This window comes from Magnetococcus sp. PR-3, assembly GCF_036689865.1.
In the GTDB taxonomy this organism is placed as follows: domain Bacteria; phylum Pseudomonadota; class Magnetococcia; order Magnetococcales; family Magnetococcaceae; genus Magnetococcus.
Map to the genome: position 1 here is coordinate 14,475 of NZ_JBAHUQ010000025.1, position 21,488 is coordinate 35,962.

At 52.2% G+C, this 21,488-nt stretch carries 2 protein-coding genes (1 of these 2 only partly in view); both read right to left on the reverse strand.

The window, feature by feature from the left end:
- The gene (locus tag V5T57_RS13835; RefSeq protein ID WP_332891825.1) at positions 1 to 1,845 is read right to left on the reverse strand and encodes a GAF domain-containing protein; all 1,845 of its coding nucleotides are present in this window, start codon (positions 1,843 to 1,845) and stop codon (positions 1 to 3) included.
- Positions 1,846 to 21,488 carry the 3' portion of an LEPR-XLL domain-containing protein gene (locus V5T57_RS13840; protein ID WP_332891826.1) on the reverse strand. It continues 18,940 nt past the right edge of the window, so only the last 19,643 of its 38,583 coding nucleotides appear in the window; the start codon falls outside the window, past its right edge; it ends in the stop codon at positions 1,846 to 1,848.

Sequence of the window (21,488 nt, forward strand, 5' to 3'; positions counted from 1 at the left end):
CTAGTACCAGAACAGGAGACGTAAAAGGTTAACGGTCCGATGGGAGAGTATCCAAAACAGCCGACGTTCCCCCACCTCAATTTTTGCAACACCACTCATACCCGGTCGCCACCAATTGGCCGCTTCAACCGTGGTTTTTGCTCGAACAATATAGCGGTTGGCACTCTCCCGAGAGACCGCAACAGGATGAATAACCTCTACCTCAATAGGAAAACTGAGATCAGGCTGGCTGCGAAAAGCGATCTCCCCCACATCCCCAGGCTTAATTTCATGAATTTCCGTTTCATCCACCTCTATCTCAGCATAAAGATCATCGGTGGTGGCCAGCTTGAGCAACACCTCACCCTTGCGAACGGGGGAGCCCAACATTTTACCCAACTCCCCCTCAACCAACACCCCATCCATTGGTGCACGAAGTGTGGCATGCTCCAGCATATAACGAAGCCGTTTTAGCCGAGCCCGAGACTGTTTCCGTTTGGCTTGGGCAATACGCATATCGGCCAGTTTGCCCAGCGCTTTGGCTTTATCGACCGCCAGACTGTGGGAGAGAATATCGGCCAGGATGGAAGATTCATCCAGGTGCAACTCCCTAACATCCATATTGGCCATCAAATCCCCAGCCTGAACCTGATGCCCCAGTTGCACATGAGACTGGGCCAAAAAACCATCAAATGGTGCGGTTAAAAAAAGCACATTATCGGTCTGGAGTTGAAAGTCAGCTTCTACTCGGTAGGTCCATTGGGCTATGGCCAGATAAAGGATAGAGGCCGTGATCAACATACCCACCAGCTTACTTAAGGTATGTTCAGGACCTAACAGACCTGATGCCGCCTGACGGAGCGCCTGCACCATACGCGCCCCAACCCAACGGTCGGTACGCTTAAGATCATGCAACCGTCGACTGATCACATCACTGAGTAGGCGCAGATCCTGGGCGTCATCCAAGGTAAAACCTGTTTCCATACGCTCCAAGGTAACCACCCCCACGACCTGACCGCCAATACGGATCGGTAGTGAAATAAGATAGTTCACCCCTTCATGGCGACTTAAGCGCTCATGATCTCGAACAATAGCTGTTTCAGCCGCTGGTTTAGGCCACAGAATTTCTTGATCCTGATCCGCCGCCTCCTCCATCGCATTTTCCAGCCGTTGCAGGGCCTCCAAATTACCTTTGAACTGCTCCAAATGGCTGATGGCCTGCACTTTAATATAGGCTCCGACCTGCCAGCCCAACGCGACCCGAACACATTGATACCGCGCAGCTAGCTCATTGCACAAGGTCATGGCCGCTTTAAGGAACTTGCGGTCTTCATTGATAAGCACCAGCATATCCAGTGCTTGAGTGGTGCTGTGAACAGCCTGCTTTTGATCATGCTGGCTCAGGTTACCCGCATAGGTCCGGGGCAGATCCGCTGCCATGCCTAAAACCATGGCGCGTTGGGGACGCATACTCGCTTCGAGCATGGAACTAGAGAGATGAAAGATCAGTAAGCTCTGGGGCTGACCTTCGCCCAAAACCAGCTTAACCCCCACCAAAGCATGGTTTTGCCCACCGATCTGATGAGGGCGCTCCAACATACCTTTTTCGAACAGTTCCAGCGCAAAGCTTTGCAACCCCTCTTCGGTTAAACCTTGGGGGGTCAAACGGGCTTCATCCTGCCAGTCAGCCAGGACCTTCCACGTCACATCCTGTTCCTGAACCATAAGAAAACCACAATCTGCCCCAATCATCTGCCCGACTTGACGCATCAAATCGGGCCAGAATTGAGTCACATCGGCATGGCAGGCACGTAAGGCATAAAGAGCCTCAAGTTGCTGACGCAGTGCTGCAGAGATTAAAGCCATTTACGCTTTCTCACCTTTACCATCGGTGGAAGCCGGTTGTGGCTGTGGATCAATCTTTTGGCCTTTCAATACTGCTTTCAGGGCACTGTTATTTTCCAAAGTCGGTAAAGCGGCCAACTTTTCTAACATCAAGGAGCGCAGTTCCAGCATAGCCTCTGGTTCAGACGTGCCATCTTCCGGGGCCGTCTGTGTATCATCATTTGTACCCGGTTCTGTCGCAGGCTCTGTACCCTGGGTTGTTGTACCACTCCCCGTATCCGTTGGAGTTGTCGTATCCGCTCCCGAGCCTGTCGACGTGGAACCATCATTGATATCACGGGCTCCAGAACCATCTAAAGAGTTGCCTCCAGAGGTACCACCGGCTGAGGTACCACCCAGGCCACCCCCGGCTGAGGTACCACCCAGACTACCCCCGGCTGAGGTACCACCCAGACTACCCCCGGCTGAGGTACCACCCAAACTACCCCCGGCTGAGGTACCACCCAGACTACCCCCGGCTGAGGTACCACCCAAACTACCCCCGGTTGAGGTACCACCCAGACTACCCCCGGCTGAGGTACCACCCAGGCCACTACCGGTTGAGGTGCCACCCAGGCCACTACCGGTTGAGGTGCCACCTAGGCCACCACCGGCTGAGGTACCACCCAGGCCACTGCCACCAAAGGCACTTCCACCACCTAGACTACTGCCCCCAAAGGGACTACCCCCGCCAAATGGGCTACTGCCCCCAAAGGGACTGCCCCCACTAAGGCTACTGCTCCCGCTTAAGCTACTGCCCCCACCAAAAGCACGACTACCTGCCAGTGTAGATGCCCCGGAACTCAAGGTTGTTGAGGTCGATGACCCACTGGAAGAGGATGTTGGGGCACCACCACTGCCCAGAATGGGGACAGGAAGCAGCGAATGGGAGCCTGACCCACCATCCAGAATGTTCACACCAGAAATACTCTCACCTGGGGCATTGGTACCCAAAGGAGGTGGTGGCGCAACAGGATCTAAAGGATTACTACCCGGTTCAGTAGAAGGCCCATCATCAGGCCCATCACCTGGGGCTCCATCTGTAGGTCCTGATGGCACACCAGACATGGCTTGTTGCAGGAAGGGCTTGATGATATCCCCTACTTTTTCAAAATCTTTATTGGAGCCATCCAGAATAAGTGACAAGTTTCCAGGTACAGAACCTGAATCCGTCAGCTTCATCACCCCCCCACCAACATCAATGATGAGATCGGTAGAGGAAACCAGGTTCAGGGCGACAATATCCAGATTGTTGCGATCATGAATACTCACCCCCTCGGCCGATGCCTTTTTATCCGTCAGATTTAAGGAGAGGGTGTTGATCTCAACATCCAAGTTTGACATGGAGCCAGAGGTCACACTGAGTGCATTAGCAAAGAGCGGCAAATCACTGCGCAGCTGGGTCAGCGAGCTGGTATTCAACACAATATTGCCAAAGGTGGTTAAGTTCTCAAAGCCGAGGTTTCCGACAACATTGGCCGCAATGTTACCAGAGCCCGCTTTTAAGTTGGCCAACAAATCACCCTGGTTATTCAGTGTCATATCCCCAGGGCCACGCATCTCTACATCCGCTTGGCTAACCTGAGTTTGCACATTAAAGCCGTTTGCTGCCGATCCTGTGAGGGTTTGACCACTAAAGCTCGCACCACTTTGCTGAATTTGACCCCGATCTGCCCGCATGACAATATCACCACCTGTGGAACCTGACGTTCCCTGCATGATGATATCCCCATTAATGGCCAACAGATAGATGGTGCTACCTAGTGTTGTTGTCAGTTCACCCTGACTACCACCCGTCATACCCAGTTCTGCTTGAGCATTAATCAAGTGCCCAGCTTGCACCACACCATCCACCGCAATGGAAGCCCCAGAGGAGATCAGGTTCACTTCATCAGAAGCGTAGAGACCACCGGTATGGGTAATATCCCCTTCACTCTTCAAGGAAATACGGCTATCGGCACTCATAGCTGGGGCATTTTGGGCAATCAACAGATCACCACCTGCCACCATCTGACCGGCCACCTCGAGTGATTGGGTCGCGGTAACGGTCAGTTGGCTACCCACATCTGTGGTGGTCATCTCACTGCCTGCAAGCATCTGGAACGTGTTACTGGTGAACTGCAGAGTTTGCCCAGCATTGAGATCACCCGAAACCACCATCGAACCCGCAGCCTGGGCATTAACAGTAGATCCCACACCGCTCAGATTAATCTGTCCACTGACATCCAGATCTGTGCCGCTCTGGATCTGTAGGCTGTTATTTGCCCCAGACATATGGATGGAACCGGCAATGGTCACCGCAACATCCCCCACCAGCGTCAAGCTACTATCGGCATCCTGACTGGTTACCTGAGCCGCTGGGCCAATGGTAATTTGATCTGCTGCCACATTCAGCTGACTGCTGTTGTCGACCAACTGTCCAACCACCTCAATGGTTGCTGCTTGCAGGTCCATGACATGGCTTAGGGTAATACCATCCAGCGTTATGGTGTGATGATAAGTTTGGTTAGCATCACTACGCTGACCCAAGGTCAGTTTTTGCCAATGACTATCAATACTGGCGATTTCAGCACTGTTCAGCCCCAGGGAGCCAGCCGCCACACCATCCTGCCCCAAATGGTAGCTGCGTTGGGTTGAGACCGTTTGCAGCGTGAGGCTACCACCACTGCCTTGAATAGCCCCAACCCCGGCCAACAGCTCTAGATCATCGGCCAAGAAGGTAACATCAGCTTCTGCTTGAGCCAAAACCACCTCACCACTACTGTGACCAAGCACAGCATCCGCAGCAACCACCTGCACCATCAACTCACCAGCCCCCAAACCAATGGCCAGTTCATCTCCCAACGTGCTCATCCAATCACTGGATGCCAAGGTTGAAATGTCATAACCACTACCAACTTCACTGGCCAGGGTCAGATCATCCACATCAATAATCGTCAAATCCCCCTGCTCAAGGAATACTGAGAGAGAGCCGACCTCTGTTTTAAGCACAGCCTCGCTTCCGGTATCCAGGGTTGAAGCACGGACGACCAAGTGGCCTTGACTATTGTGGAGCTGAACCCCTTCATCAAGGTTGACCTGACCTTCATCACTGACCAAGCGAATCCAACCCGCACCCTGCTCACCTTCAACGGTGGCTGTTACGGCAAGGTCAGCCTCAATATTCAGCAGGGCTTGATCATCATAGACACGCAGATCAATGTAGCCATCCTTAATGGCGGTAAGGGCATGTTCCACGGTAAAGTTCTGGCTGGAGTCCACCTGGATATAATCTGCTGACATGGCACTGGCGATGGTGACATCACTGCCAATCACATGAAGCCCGACACCTTCCAACGTGAGTGTTTCACTGGATTTCATACTACTAACCAGAACAGAACCCGCGATCGACTCAATGGTTTCACCATCCATCAACGAGCCTTTGCCCATGACCGTTAGCCGTTCAACGGCCTCCGGTTCATAACGCACCTGCTCTTGCCCATTTAGTACACCGCTGTTGGCCAGTAACAGGGCATGCTCTCCATTGGCCTGCTCCAACTGCACATGGTCGAGACCGGAAGTATCATCAATGAACAGAATACCTGGACGTTGGGTCGCATCCGGATCCCCAAAGGTGACTCGGTAACGGTCGTCACCACCAGCATCATGAACATCCAAGCGTTCATGAGAGAACTTCAGCATGGAGAAGTTATCATCCCCCTGCCCCAAGTGCAGATCGGTGACGGTTGTTCCACTAACCCGCAGCAGGTTTTCATCACCATCACTGATCTCAAGAACAGAAACCGTACTGTTAAAGCTCAGATCACCAACAGCCTCTGCAAAATCAATGGCGGTCTCACCACTGCTATCGGTCAAACGCTCATAGCCAAAGCCATCGCTAAAGCGGTAGGTATCATCCCCCTCCCCACCCAGCAATTTATCGGTACCTGCCCCACCGGTTAGCTCATCATCCCCCCGTCCGGCGGTAAGACGATCATCACCATCCCCACCATCGAGCAGGTCATCCCCCAACCCACCGTATAGACGGTCATTTCCACCATCGCCATAAAGGGCAACCGCAACATCAGACTCCCCTTCCGCATAGATGGTGTCATCGCCTTCGCCACCACGCACGGTACCACCACCCTTACCGAGATAGATGGAATCATTACCCATACCACCATCCACCGTTACCGAAACACCCTCCAGCAAGGAGGCATCCAGAACATCATCGCCACTGCCTAGGTCCACAACAATATTGGTGATGTTGTCATAGGTCTGATAGTAACCGTCATATTCGACCCCTACCGAGTCACTATCCCCATACAGATTAACCAGTTCGGTGATGTCATCGGTATTGCTGCCCCACAAGCGGTCCCCAGCACGGGAGCCGGTGTGGACATAAAGGGTATCCCCTTCCACATGGGCCAGCTCAGGCTGCACGTTGGGGGCGTTATATTCCAGCTCAAAGATATTGAAAGAGAAGAGCTTAATTTTGAGAGAGAACCCAAAAGGACCTTTGATAATACCGTAGAGGTTACCATCCAGATCCGCACTGAGGTTGAACAGGTTGGCTGGGCCACCATCCTGATACTCCCACATGGTGATCATCTCAGAGACACGAATTTTACCATCGCTCTCCCAGGTAACATCCACCACATTACCTTCACTATCCTTGGTCAAGGTTGGATAGGAGATATCCTGCAAGTCTGCACCCACGGTGAGATCCAACGAACCGCCCACACCAATGGAGAACATAGGTACGCCGATTGTGGCATAGAGACCGATCTCAAAATTGGCCCCAAATTCATCTTTCTCTTCACCACCCGTTCCTGGTACGGCTTTACCATTAACGTAGGTAGGTAGGGAGTAATCCAGCACATGGAAGCCATCTGCCACCTGTAACCAGTTACCACTATCCATCGCCTGACGAATGCCATAGGTATCAAAACCAAAGGCCAGGTCGGCATAGGCACTGACCCCACCAAAGGCGCCCAAATTCACCACAAAGGGTGTTGCTCCCAAGGGAATGGTGGCCAAGATGGTGTCAAAATCAAACTCAAAGCTCAGTAGTGGCATCTCATAGGTAAAGAGGGTGGCATCGCCGCCCGTGAAGATCTGCATCCAGTTATTGATGTCCGTAATGTAAGGCATGATCTGGAAGCCCGAGCGATCCGTAACCTTGCCACCACCAGCAGCATCCTCTTCAATACCCTCCAGGGCACTGCGCATGTCATCCGACCAATCCAACAAGACATCTTGGCCCAATCCCAAACCATCGAGATCCTGCAACCCTTCACTGGTCGCCTTAACCGACTCCACCACGTCACTACCCAGGCCAACAATATCTCCCAGTAGAATTTCTCCACCACTATCCACCAGATCTTTGAGTACATCGACCAGATCATAAATGGCATTGGCGGCATCCAGGAAGGCCCAGTTAATGGGTTTTTCACCGCTGATCTTCACGATCTTATCAATCACACCCCGTAGCGTGGGGTCATCGAGCAGAATATCCAGACCGGCAATGGGCTCTGTAATCCCTTCAACAATCGGTTTAAAGGGCTCCAGAACGTTGTAGATTTTATCCACAATGGGCTGTAGGAAGTCTGCCACATACGAGCCAACATCCATACGCAGATATTCAATATCTACCGTGGCTTCTTGTGTCAGACCATTCTGTAGATCCCAGGCCCAGTCAAAGACCAGATCCCCTTTCATCTTAGGCAAGCCACCTACATCAGCAATACCAAGCTCCATGCCCAGCCGGATACCTGCATCCACACCAAAGTTGATATCAAAGGTATCCAGAGGTTTGGCCAATATTTGGTTAACCGTCAAGCGACCTGCCTCATTACCGGCATAGTCCAGCTCTAGACCACCACGGATACCACTGGATTGGAAGCCGTCCGTATTAGGATCTCGATCCCGATCTTCTACCGTGACTTCAAAGAAGAGCAGTTCGCCCGTGGCTTCAAAAGGTAGCGTGGTATCTGGATCCAGAGGTGTGCCATCCAGATAGAGCTCAACCCCCAGCTCCAACTCAGGATCATCAGCACTACTGTTGGTGTTCAGATAGAAGCCATCTTCGGTAGATAAACCGAAGCCAAAGTCGTAGCTCCAATCAACCTCCAAGGCAAAACCACCATCCACATCCAGCCCAAAACCAGGCAGGTCAATTTCCAAAGGAATGTCCAGACCAGTCGCCGCCAGTACCCCCCCCAGATCCATGTCAAACTGGATGGCATCGGCATCAATGCCTTCCAGCTCCATATCTGGTACCCAGTCAGCCAGCAGCACGCCATCGGCATCGTAGAATCCGACATGGATATCATCGAGGCTCAGTTCACCATCAGCATTGCTATCTTCTAGAATATTCAGGGCGGTAAAGGCGTCAAACAGTGTCTGTTGAACAATCTCCACCACTTTACCGTTGCCGCCAAACTTCTCACGCAGATCATTCAACAGGCCGGTGCGCAAGCTACCGATCATGGTGGCAGCCTGCCCCAATTTATCACCGATAATGGGCAGATCTGCGTTCATGGCAGACTCAAACACATCCTGCAGGGCGCCCAAGCCAATATCGACACCATCAATGATATGGTCAGGGTTGTAGAGAAGATCCAGCAGCGCGTTGGAGCCGCCATTATCTTTAAAGAGCTGTTGAATATCTGGGTAGGTAAAGACGATGGGGGAGTCAGAACCAGCTTCACCGGAACCGATAATGTGTAAGAACAGTTGCTCTAACCCCTGGTCACCATAGACAGGGTTGGTCGCAACAGATAAGGGATCACCCAGTTCAATCACCGTACCGTTGATATCCAACGCCACAGGTAGCTCCAGGCTGAAACCACCCACAAGGTCCACATTCAGGTTATCCAGTAGATTCTCTTCACCGACATGGAAAATTCCATCGTCACTGCTACTGGTATCACTGCTGTCTTGATCCAAGAAGACCGATAGCTGTACTTCATCATGGGTGTCAGGGTTGCCATCGCCATCCAGCGCCACATAACCATCAACCACCCCTAATTTCAGCGCACCCGCAGACATCTGCAAGGTTAGATCTTGTCCCAGCACTGCTGCGGTAAGATCCAGACGGTTGCCGCGCTCAAAGCCATCACTGGAATCCTCTGCCGAGACATAGTCGTAGAGGATCAACTCCATCTCTTCCAACTCGTTCAAGCTGGGTGGCAAGACAATACCGATGTCCAGCATAAGATCCACCCCAGCTTGCAGGGCGATCTCACCACCACCATCCAACAAGTTGGTTAGGTTGGCCAGTCCATCCAGACCAGTGGATTGACTACCCGCAAGAGACTGCATGGATGCGACATCCAGTGAGAAGTTATAGATCTCCTCAAACATCGCTTCCAGATTCATGCGGATGTTGAGCACATTCCCATCTAGAATCAGTGCCAGCTTCTGTTGCCCAACAGGCCGTGTATTGTCATCCTCAATATTAAAGGCACTTTCCAACAACGCTTCTACTTGCTGGAACAGGGCATCTTCAATGGAGTTGGCCTCCGCCAATTGATCCAGGAACCCTTCCGTGAAGTTAAAAATATCGCTCAGAGAGCTGTTGATAATCGGTAAGGTCTCTGTATAGAAGGGCTGTTCATCCAGGGTATCGATGATGAAATCAATCCCCATCTGCACACCAGCAATCACATCAGCATAGCTAAGGTTGGAGAGGTTAAAGGCATCACCCAGATCTGGTAATACCGCCACCACTTCCGTTCCATCCAGCGTTCCATCTGTGATCAGGGCATCCAGATCCAAAGACTCGCCAGCAGCCAGATTGATCACCTCCATGGTGTCAAAGTCAGTGATGTCTTGAATATAAATACCAATTTCAGCATCTGGCGCGATGGGTAGCTCCGCATCCATACCACCGGTAAGAGTTAAACCTTTGAGCGATGCGGAGGCATCCCCTTCCAACGCAAAGTTAAAGGCGTCAAAAGCTGTACCATCCAACAGCTCTTCGACCGTAAAGCGGGTATCCCCAGCAGTTACAGCATCGGGATCCCGATCCATATTAATGGCCGCATCCATGGAGAGGTGTAGTCCGGAGCCACTACCCACACCACCTGCTTTGGCACCGAGGAAGCCAAGCGAAACATCGACTTCCAAATCATCCAGATCCACATCGACAGAGCCCTCTAAGGAGATGTTCTGTACGGAGAGTTCTGGGGCACTTTCACCATCCAACCCATCCAGATCGACGACAATTTCCAAACCACCTTCAATCCCGGCAAGTATCGAGGCTACAGCATCTGTACTCAGGCCGATGGCATCCCCAAAGTCAAAGCCCAGATTAATGTCAGAGGTCAGAGATTTATCCACCGAGAAGGCAATGGGAATAACCAGCTCGCTGGTCTCAACATCAAAAGCAACCTCAACACCATTGGGGATCAGACTGGAAGCGTTCACCGCATCGATGAACTCCTGCAAGGTCTGAATACGTTCTGTCGGCTCTTGTATGGTATAGGCCAGATCGCTGCCAGCCGCTTTGGCCTCTACATTGAGAACCAGGGTAGAGCTGTTGGTTACCTCACTAATGCGGTAACTGGTACCATCGGCCAAAACAACAGAGTTCCCGACTAACGCACCGGTAAAGCTTGCGGTTTCATCGATAAACAGATCGGACGCCAGGGTCATCGCACCATGGGTTCCGCTGGAAAGTTCAACCACAGGCCGATTGAAATCAATTTTATCAATCACCGAGTCTGCAAAGGCATCCCCCAAATCCAGCAAATAACTTAAAGAGGCATCCAGGAAGGGAATTTCACCAATAAAGCTGTCAGAGATATTCACTGTATCCAGATAGTCCGCAATATCTGGCAGCATGGTGATCATGTTGGTGACAGAGAATGCTTTATAGCTCACCAGCTCATCAATATTCTCAGCGGTAAACGCAAAGCCATCACCACCAAAAATATCCCCACTCAACGTCACCCGTGCCACATCATCCCCACCCAAGTCATGCCCGGCTAAGGTGGCATAGAGCGGTAGATCAATATCAATGGCGTTGTCCCCAGCGGTGAAGGCTAAATCACCATCAACCAGGGAGATAGAACCACCCAGAGCAGCACTTAAGCTGCCATATTCACCACTCTCGCTCCCCACACCAATGGACATGGGGCCCAGTGACGCGGTTAGTTCCAGATCATCGGTCTCTACATTGGCTTGGAAGCCCAGCGTGTTTAGATCAAAATCAATTGCAACACCATCACTCCAATCCACACTCAGATCAAAGTCGATATCACTGGTCACGCCCATATCCATGGTAAAGCCACCATCAAACTCCAGCCCCAGTAGCTCTACATCCTCACCCAGCTTCAGCTCCAGATCGTTTAGGGTATAGTCTGCTTCATGATCAAAACTAAGGGTAAAGCCATTTTCATCCTGAATAAAATCAAGCCCCATACCATCTTGGGCAGGCAGGTTGTTTAACCAGTTGGTGGTTAAATAGTCCAGCATATCGTTTAAGCTGGCCCCATACTCAGGGTAGGTCACAGCAGCCAAATGGCTATAGGTCGTATCGGCACGATCTGTACCTGGAATATGTGCTTCATGCAGATAGTTCTGCATGTAGTTACCCAGCTCAAACAGCTCTTGCAGCCCTAACAATGCGCTAATGGAGCTATTAACGACCGGAAGTGCCTCACTTAAGGGGCTGTACTCAATAATGTCATTACCATCGGCATCCTGACTGGCGGTTGGTAACAACTGATCCTGAAGGTCCACCAAATTATCTGCCAGATCATAGACCCAGCCAGCCATATTCCCTTCCAATGAAACATCAAGTGCCTCATTGGGGTTATCCGACAAGGCCAGATCGGTGATATCGTCAAATACCGAATCAACCACACCATCGGACTCATCCGTAAACAGAACATTTATAGACTCACCACCCACGGTAATGGTCTCATCTACCGCTTCACCTGTGCGGTTAATATCCAGTGTCACACCACCAAAGACGGTAAAGTCATTGACGGAGATGGAGGCCACACCACTGCCGGTTAAGGCAAAGTTACCTTCACTATTAATGACCAACCCCAGTTTGCCATTTTCAAGCCCAACCCCTGAGCCATTAATATCCAAGGCTGCGTTAACATTGGCTCCACCAATCTGGATGACATCCCCACGCTCAACAAAGCGGAAGTCACCCGTCAAATCAAACAGGTCGGTACCAAGCCCCAACGTCATGGAACCTGAGATATCTGTTATCGCCTCTGCCATTTTTAGATCAACGGTGTCCGAACCCATGCTCAATGAGGTCTGACCATCGCTGTCGCCATCCCCATCCAGATCCCCTGCACTGAAGTCGACACTCAAGCCACCATCACTGCTGTTTAGCTGTACTGAAGCTGCACTGGCACTGATCGCTATGCCAGGAATACCGGTAACGGCGAGATTATCCACATCGGCTTGCAAGCCGTAGAAGGTACCACTTTCAGAACCGGTGGATTCCAGGATCATCAAGGCAAGATTGGCATCATCCAAAGCAAAGCCAACAGCACCCATGGTCGCTTCAATATCCAGATCACTGGCCGTCAAAGCTGTCACATCCATGCTCCGTGTCGAACCATCACTCATGGTTGCAGTTCGGCTACCAGCACGGGTTAACGCCACATCTCCCGAGGCCTGTAGTAAAGAGCCAACGGTTAAGGCCACATTCGAGGTCAAAGCAACAAAGTCACCTTGAGCTGAACTGTAATCCAGGATGATGGTTTCATCCCCAGCAGAGATTGATAGATTCTCTTCCGACCAATCCATGACCTGGGTATACGCAGCGCCATGATAGGTTCCACTGGCCGAGTTAGCCTGAATACCAAGATTATTGGCCTCCAGCGTGATATCCCCCAGCCCAAGATCCAAAACATCCAGCGCAACGGTGTCAGCCTGCGCATTCAAACTCATCCAGTTACGGCCATCAGCCTTCGCGGTGAGCAGGGCCAACCCCATATCCAGATCTGCCACACTCACGGAGGCATTAGCCCCAAAGTTCTCTGCACTGATGGTTGCGGATAGATCAGCAGCACCAACCACCAGCCCGGTCACCTCAATAACCTCATCGCCCTGAGTGACCTCAAACTCACTTTGGGTAAAGGTAATGGAACCTTCTGCAGATAAAGCATCTGCCAGAGCAATGTGTACATCTGCCTGAATAGAGAGGGTGGTCTCACCACTACTATTCAGCACCAGACCGTTTTCCATCGTCCAGCTATCTGCGCCCCAATTAATGGCGGTATCCGTCCCACTACCACTGTTGCTCAGCAAAGAGACAGAGGCCCCGGTTAAGGTCAGACCAAAATCATCCATGCCGGTGGTACCCATGCTATCCACAGCAGCAATAAACGAGGTCCAGTTCCGATCGCCATCCACCTCATTGGCTAAGGCAAGGCCAAAGTCCAGGTCGGTCATTTCCAGGCCAAACCGCTCTGTCCCTCTGTCATAGCCCGCAAAAGCATGGATGTTCTCACCTTCAATGGTGAGCATGTCCACCTCAACCGACGTTGTATCATCCAATGTCACTGTTCGGCTATTGCGCTCAAACGCCACAGCACCATCCAGCTGAACAAAGCCCCCCAGGTTGATTTCCACATGGGCTTCAGCTTGGGCAACCACACCTAAGGATCCATCAATACCCAAGGTTTGGTATTGATCAGGCCCAGCAATGACCTCCAACGGTTGGATCGCAAAATCGATAACCTTATCGCCTTGATCCACCCCATCAGCCACACCAGAAACGGTGTTAATGGATACCCGGACATCCTGCGCAGAAAGGGTGATGGCATCCCCACCAATAAAGGCGGCTTCATCGGCCGAAGCATCTAAAGCCGTCCAGGCATAACCGCTATACTCTGTAGCCTCACTGTCTGGATTAAGCATGGCCAAAGCAAAATCCATATTGCTTAGGGAGAGACCCACGGCCTCTTCATTCACCGTGTCACTGTCATCAATATCCCCATCACCATCGGTGTCGGTCTTATAAGGACCACCGACCCCCACAAACCCTTGGAGGTTGGAACCCGCAACCGTCATCATATCTGTTTCTACCAGGGAGCCATCCGCCAGCTGTACATTTTGGCTGGACTTTTCAAAGCCCAAGTCACCGGAGACATGGAAGAAATCCCCGACAGAGATATCGACCGAACCCGAGGCTTGAATCATCTCCCCTTTGCTGCCATCCATCAGCAGTTGCACACTGGAGCCTGTTCCTGTAGGAACGGTGATCGCCTGGCTCTGGTAGTCGATGACTTTATCATCAATATCGACCCCATAAATGCCACTGGCCTGGTTGATCTCAACAGAGATATCCCGTGCATTGAGCGTCAGTCCCTGCACCCCAACCACATCGACAGAGCCTGCTTGTGCGGTTAAGCTAACCCACCTGGCGGTATCCAACGCCTGACCAGATTTGGCCCCTGCCATCGCTAGGCCGAAGGAGACATCACCTAGTGAGAGGCCCAAGGCATCATCATTAGGGGTGTCCAGATCATCAATGACACTGTCGTCATTACTATCAACCAAATAGGGACCGCTGATCCCGGCAAAGGCGTTTAGACCTTCCCCACCAACCGTGATCATACGAGTCTCTACCTGGGTACCATCGGCCAAGACAACATCTTGACTGGACTGTTCAAAGCCCAAAGAGCCAGAGACATGGAAATAGTCCGCGACAGAGATCTCAACATCACCAGTGGCACGAATCAGCTCCCCTTTACCCCCATCCATATCCAGATCCATGGTGGTGCTGGTACCGGTCGCAATGGTGACGACATCTTCACTGAAGTCGATCACCTTGTTATCGGCACCCATCCCCGCGTCAAGACCCTCAACCCGGTTAATGGCAACTTCCAAATTTTCAGCTTTTAAGGTAATGGGGGCGCCAATAAAGCCCACTTCACTGACAGAGGCCTCCAGGCCGAACCAAGTGGTATCCTCATACCCTTCACCATCCTTGGCCCACTGTAACGCCAGGCCAAAGTCGACATGGGCAGCGACCAGGCCCAAAGAAGCACTGTTAACGCTGTCCCACTCATCAATATCGCCATCCCCATCACTGTCGATCAGGTAGGGTCCGTTGATCCCAATAAATCCTTCTAGATCCTCACCACCAATCCCCAGAACATCGGTCTCCAGGGTGGTGCCATCCGCTAAGGTTACGGACTGGCTAAATTTCTCTACAGCCACAGAGCCACTGGCATGAAAGAACTCAGAAACACCCATATCTACAGCGGCAGAGGCACGTGTCATCTGGCCACGGCTACCCTCTAAATCCAGAACCATGCTCTGGTTGGTACCGGTAACGACATCGAGCGGGGTGTTGGAAAGATCCATCACCCAATCATCTGCATCGGCTTTGGCCTCAGCCCCCTCCACCTTGTTAATGGCCACCCCAAGATCGTTGGGGGTAAAGGTCAAGGCATCTGGTAATCCAACAAAAGAGGCTGTTTCTACAGAGGCATCCAGGGCGGTCCAGGTCATGCCCTCGACTTCAACCTGTCCAGCCTCTGGGGTCATTAAGGCCAAGCCAAACTCAACATCATTAATGGCAAAACCTTTGGCAGAACCATTGGGGGTGTCGTTGCCGTCAATCACACCGTCCTGGTTTGTATCAACATAGTAAGGTCCACCAATGCCCACGAAGCCATTGAGGTTATCACCACCCAGGGTCATACGATCGACATCCACAGCGGTACCGTTGGCCAAGGTCACCGTATCACTGGAGCGTTCAAAACCCAGATCGCCGTTAATATGGAAGAAGTCCGAGACAGATACGGTCATTTCACCCGCAACACGGACCAATTCACCCTGACCACCATCCATACTGAGATCTATGGTGGTGCCGGTACCGGTGGTTATGGCCAGTGGATCATGGTTGTAATCCACCACCTTTAGCTTGGCTTCAGAGTCGGATAGAGAACCACCATCCACCTGATTGATCGCCACACTTACATCATTCACCGCCAACGTGACCTCAGGTATACCCACAAAGGCCGCTTCACCAGCGGTGGCTTCCAAGCTGGTCCACTTCAACCCCTGGACAAACGCTTCATCGGCATCTGGCGTCAGTAATGCCATACCAAACGCCACATCGCTGAGCGCAAAGCCAATGGCATCACTCTCGGTATCACTGGCATCATAGGGGCCACCAATACCGGCAAAGGCATCCAAACCTTCACCACCAATGGTGATCATGTCCGTATCTACAACCGAACCATCGGCCAAGGCCACCCGGGTATGGGATTTTTCAAAACCAAGGGAGCCTGAAACATGGAAGAAGTCAGCTATACCCAGCTCAAAGTCACCAGCCAGGCGCAGCATTTCTCCCCGGTCGCCATCCATATCCAGGGTCACACTGTCACTACCGGTATCCACCACCAGTGGTGAGCCAGCCAAATCCACAACCGTACTGTTGTCACTACCCTGATTAATGGTTACCGATACATTACTGGCCTCTAAGCTAAATCCTTCCAACCCCTGAGGGGCCAGCTCTGCCGCTTCGCCATATAAGCCACTCCAAACACGGTCACCATCCTGTTCACTAAACAGGCTGAGACCAAAATCAAAGCCATCCAGGTCAAAGCCAATAGCATCAGGGTTGGAGCCAGGGCCGTTAATGCCGGCAAAAGCATCCAGGTTTTCACCACCAATACGCAGCATCTCTACCGCTACGGTTGTGTCATCGGACAGCTCCACCTCATTGACGCTACTAACCAGTTGCAAGGGTCCATCGGTATAAAGGAACGCCCCCATGGTCAATGCAGCACTGGCGGTAAAGCTGCCGTAGCCAAAGTACCCACTATTCAAAAAAGTACCAATGGTATTGGCATCTTGCTCCGTGCTGGCTTCAATCTCCACCAAGTCACTGGAAACCCGCTCGGCGACCTCCAGGCTTAAGGCGTTACTGGTAACCACGATATCCAGATAAAGCCCGCCATCACCAAAGCCAAACAGCCCTTCACCCGCCTCAAACCGATCTGAAAGCGTACCAAAGGTGATCAACTCAAAGCTGTCACCCAGTACCGCTTCATACCCTTCACCTAAATCTACATCCAAGGTCCCACTTAGGGTCAGCTCCCCGCTGACCTCAATTTGGTCATACCCACCAAAGGGACTGTTCTGCAGGCTACCAATGGTCTCACTGGCTGCTGTTGTACTATCCAGACGGAACGTTAAATCTTTACCAGCCACCATGGTCTGGTTACCAACGATCTTCAAAAGACCACTTCCACCACTAAAGGCGAACCCGCCTTGTGCACTCAATCCCTCGGCAGCTGTCACAGTAATCAACTGATCATCCGCATACAGGCCAGATCCAGCGGCCAGGATCACCTGATTATCGGCACTTAAAGCGATGCTACCCGCTTCAGATTGCACATCAGCATTGAGGATTATGGTGGAGTCCTCCCCCTGTGCGGCCAAGCTAATGGTCCCATCCCCTTGGGCCAGGATCATCGCATCGGCCGTTATAGAGCCTACTGTACTGGATACCGATAGGCTTCCACCCGCGGCTGAGGTCAAACCTGTCATACTGCTTTGCACCACACCGGTGCTTCCATCGCTGCCAACCTCTGAGATATCAACGGTTACGGAACCCACGTTGAGCGTGTCTGCCTCTGTCAGACTAAGGCCATTTTCACCAACATCTGCAGCCAGATGTTCTACCGCTATTTCCAGCCCATCCACCTGTAACCCAGCGCGTAGGATCAGGTTGGTCGCCTGAATATCGGTTTGTGTATCTCCACCATCGGTGATCGATCCACTCTGTGCATGCAGCACAACATCTGTCGCTTGAACATCAGCCACGCTCATATCATCGGCGGCCAGTAACTGGATGGTTCCACTGGTTAAGCGGCCACTTTGGGTAAGTGATGCGGTCTTGGATTGTAGATCTAAAGAACCTTCCGTAGTTTGTACGGCACCACTGAGGGTGAGATCCCCATAAGCAAAGATCGAAGCGGTGGTACCCTCTGCGGTTAAATCTCCACTAAGGGTGAGATCGGCACTGCTACTGGCCAGACGCATGGTACCTGTCGTACCCGCGGTCATGGTGACATCACCGGTGATGTTCAGATCCCCATCCACCGCCAGCAGCAGGGTGCCACTGCCGTCGGAGAGGTTCAAACTGGTGACGGTCAAATCCCCACTATTTTGTAGATTTAGCCCATCATTCTGTGCAGAGGCCGCCAGGGTAGAAGTGGCTGTTTCAATGCCATTTTCGCTACGACCAATAGCGCCACCCACACTGGTTAGGGACAGACTTGTGGCAATAAGGTTGGCCTGTTCTGTCGCCGCTTGATCAACAAAAGAACCGGATTCCGTGGAGAGAGTGATCTGGCCTGTGGCAGATTGCAGCAGCCCAAGATCCATATCTCCACTGGTTTCATTAAGATACATATCACCAGCCGCTGTCACATTAACAACAGCGGTGGTGGTGTCATCCAAATTCATATCCAAAACCTGGGTGGCCGAACCAATCGTGCTGCCAGCCAGCAGGTTTAGATCATCCGCAGCGATCACAGCATCACTACTGGACTGTTCAATGGCCAGGCCTGCTTCCAGATCCACCAAAAAGCCATCGATGCTGGAGCCTAAAGTTAACGTTCCCTGCTGAGCGCTTAGATGAAGGTCCCCCTCCCCGGCACCCAGATCAATTTGGGCTGCAACGGTCAGATTATCGGTCGCGGTAATCCACACATGGCCAGCATTAACCGTACTAACCCCACTGCCGCCAAGGGTTAGATCACCTTGGTCCGCGATGACAATGGTGCTGTTGTGTGCGGCGGCTTGCAGCGTGTTGATCTCTGTACGCAGGGCGTCGCCCATCAAACCAGCTTTATGGCCGACATCCAGAACCAACGTATCGGCACTGATCTCTGTTGTTTCCCCAGCAACGCTACCCACCACCTGATTACCCGCTGTTAATGTAACCGTTGCCAAGGAAGTCAGAGTGTCTTGCAGATCCAGGATCGAAGCATCCCCCCCAGCGGTCAGGGATAGATTGCCCTGAGTCGTATAGGCATTTCCCTCATCCAATACCGTTAAGTCACCATCGCTGGTGGCAATGGTTATGCTGCCGCTGTAGCTGTCGGACTGTTCAATACGCTCCAGGGCCAGATCACCACCTGCACTGGTCTGGGTAAGGGTTGCGGAACTGGCCTCCAAAATGGCCAATCGATCCAGCGCGGTATTCAGGGTGATGGTACCAGCACTATTGATACTGGCCGAGCGCCCTTGTACCAAGCTGCTGTCATCAACGACCGTGACATCCCCAGATGCCACGACACTTATGCTACCTAAATGCCCCAGATCCAACGTTCCGAGGGTCAAGGTACCGGCTGTCGTGGTTAAGGTTGCTGTTGTGGCTGCTGCACTGGTTAGGGCCGTTAGTTGTAGATCCCCCGCCGCACTGATTGCCAAAGCCCCTTCACCCATAGCAACACTGCCCACGGTCAAAGTATCTGTGCTATGGATACGAATATCCCCGTTACCATGGCTGGCCAAATCAAGTTGACCATCAACATCCACATTAATGGCACTGCCATCGGCCATTGTAATGGCCCCATTGGCACTGAGTGACAAATGACCTGTGGTGGTGAGATCAATCCCCTCTGCGACCAACAGATCTCCATCGGTAAGGATGGTGCTGTCCACACTACTGAGTAGTGCTGAAGCTATGGAGACATCACCCCGTGCAGTGACACTAACGCTATTCAAAGCGCCTTCTGTAATGGTGCCAAAGGTAATGGATCCGGTGGTGTTTAAGACCAAATCTGCACCAGAGGCAACACCTAGTGAGGTTAACAGTGCATCATCCAGGGTCAGGTCACCCAGCATATGCTCGGCATCCAGAGTATTGACGGCACCTTGGGTCAAAGCCAGTTCAAGACCACCATCTGCTTCGTTATTGGCCCAACTATAGGCACTGCTGTTTAGCGTAACCGTTCCACCAGCTTGCAGGTTGGCCTCATAACCGGTTAGGTCACTGTCCCCATCCTGCGTACTATCTTCAGAAATATTGCCACTCTGGGCACCGATATAGATCAGACCATCGGTGGTATCCACCGTGACGGATCCAACGGCAACATCTCCACTGTTGGCGCTCAATGTAACGTGACTGTCAGCAACAACATGGGTGGCGGTAAGGGTGCCACCACTGACCACTTCAACCATGCCAGCAGCCGCGCTGACACTGTTCAGAGCGATGGCATCCGTTTCTGTGATCTGTAACAGACCACTACCGGTAAGCGTCGCAACCACGCTCTCTACATGGGTAACCAGCGACATTGCATCTGTCGCTGAAGCGGTAAGGCTTGTCGAACTGATCAGACCACTGTGGTTGTGGCTCAACGTTCCACCCGCAGAGAGTTCAACCGTACCGCTGCTGGAGGTAAGGTTCATGCTACCTAAGGAGAGATCTTCCTGGGCGGAGAGTGTGACGGCCCCTCCAGTGGAACTGGTTAGCGTACCCCCACTAAACGCCATAGATGCAGTGGTGTGGCTGACAGAGATATCCCCAGCTGCCGTAACATTTAGTTCATCGGTATGGATAAACAGCGTGTCGGTTTGCGCCATAGAGAAACCGGCACCACTGTTGATGGACACACTGGCAAGGTTCTGTCCCTCCTCCAGAGCTTCCACCTGACCATTAAAGCTATAAGCGCTGCTGCTGTTGTGGTTGATCACCACACTGTTGGCTGCTTTAAGGGTTAATTCATCCACATCGATGGTGCTATCACTGCTCAAAGTGATGCTGCCACTATCGGTTAACTCACCCTGCGCCGTGACCGCCAGACTACCGACATCGCTCAAAGTGCCACTTAGGGTAACGCTACCATCCGAGCTGAGCTGAGCACTACCCACACCATCTAGATCTATGGCCAGGTCCAGGGAGCCTTGGCTGGCGATGGTTAAACTCTCGGAGTGCACACTACCTAGTTCATCTGCCGTTAGAGCCAGATCTCCACCTGTCACATAGTGTGTGGAGGTGGCACCTTGAATTAAATCGGCCAAATTAAGGTTACCCGCAGCCTGTAGATCAACGGTATCTGCATCTGTGGCAGCGGTAACTGTTACCTGCCCACGGGTACTGGTTAGGCTTAGTCCAACTTCCTGGGTGGTCGTGGTGACGGATAGGTCATGATCGGTGGTCACGGAAACCGAACCAGCAATGGCCGATAGACTGGCAACACTCAGGCCGCTGTTGGTCTCACCCAAGCCATCCAGATCAATGATCTCAATATCACCCGTGGTGGCAGAGGCGGTTAACTGATTGGCGGCCATGGTCAGGCTCGCGACCCCTTCACCGGAACTAACGCTCACACTGGCTGCAATGAGGTCTACATCTTCACCCAGACCACCACTTACCGAGCCCCCCGCACGAATGGTGACATCACCCAACGAGGTCAAACCTGTCTCATGCGCGCCTTGAGTATAGAGATCAACTTCTGAAGTAACATAAGCCCCGGCATCTACCGTGGCCAACTGCACATCATCCCCTGCGGTCAAGGTAATATCACCATTGGCGCTGTTACCTGAGACGATACTGGCGCCCGCAGCCTGGGTGATATCTCCAGTCGTTGCGGTTAGGCTGATGGTATTTCCATCGGTGTGAATAGAGGTATCAGCCG

Excerpts from the sequence above, each read along its gene's own strand:
- V5T57_RS13835 (WP_332891825.1), bottom strand. The coding sequence starts at position 1,845 with ATGGCTTTAATCTCTGCAGCACTGCGTCAGCAACTTGAGGCTCTTTAT.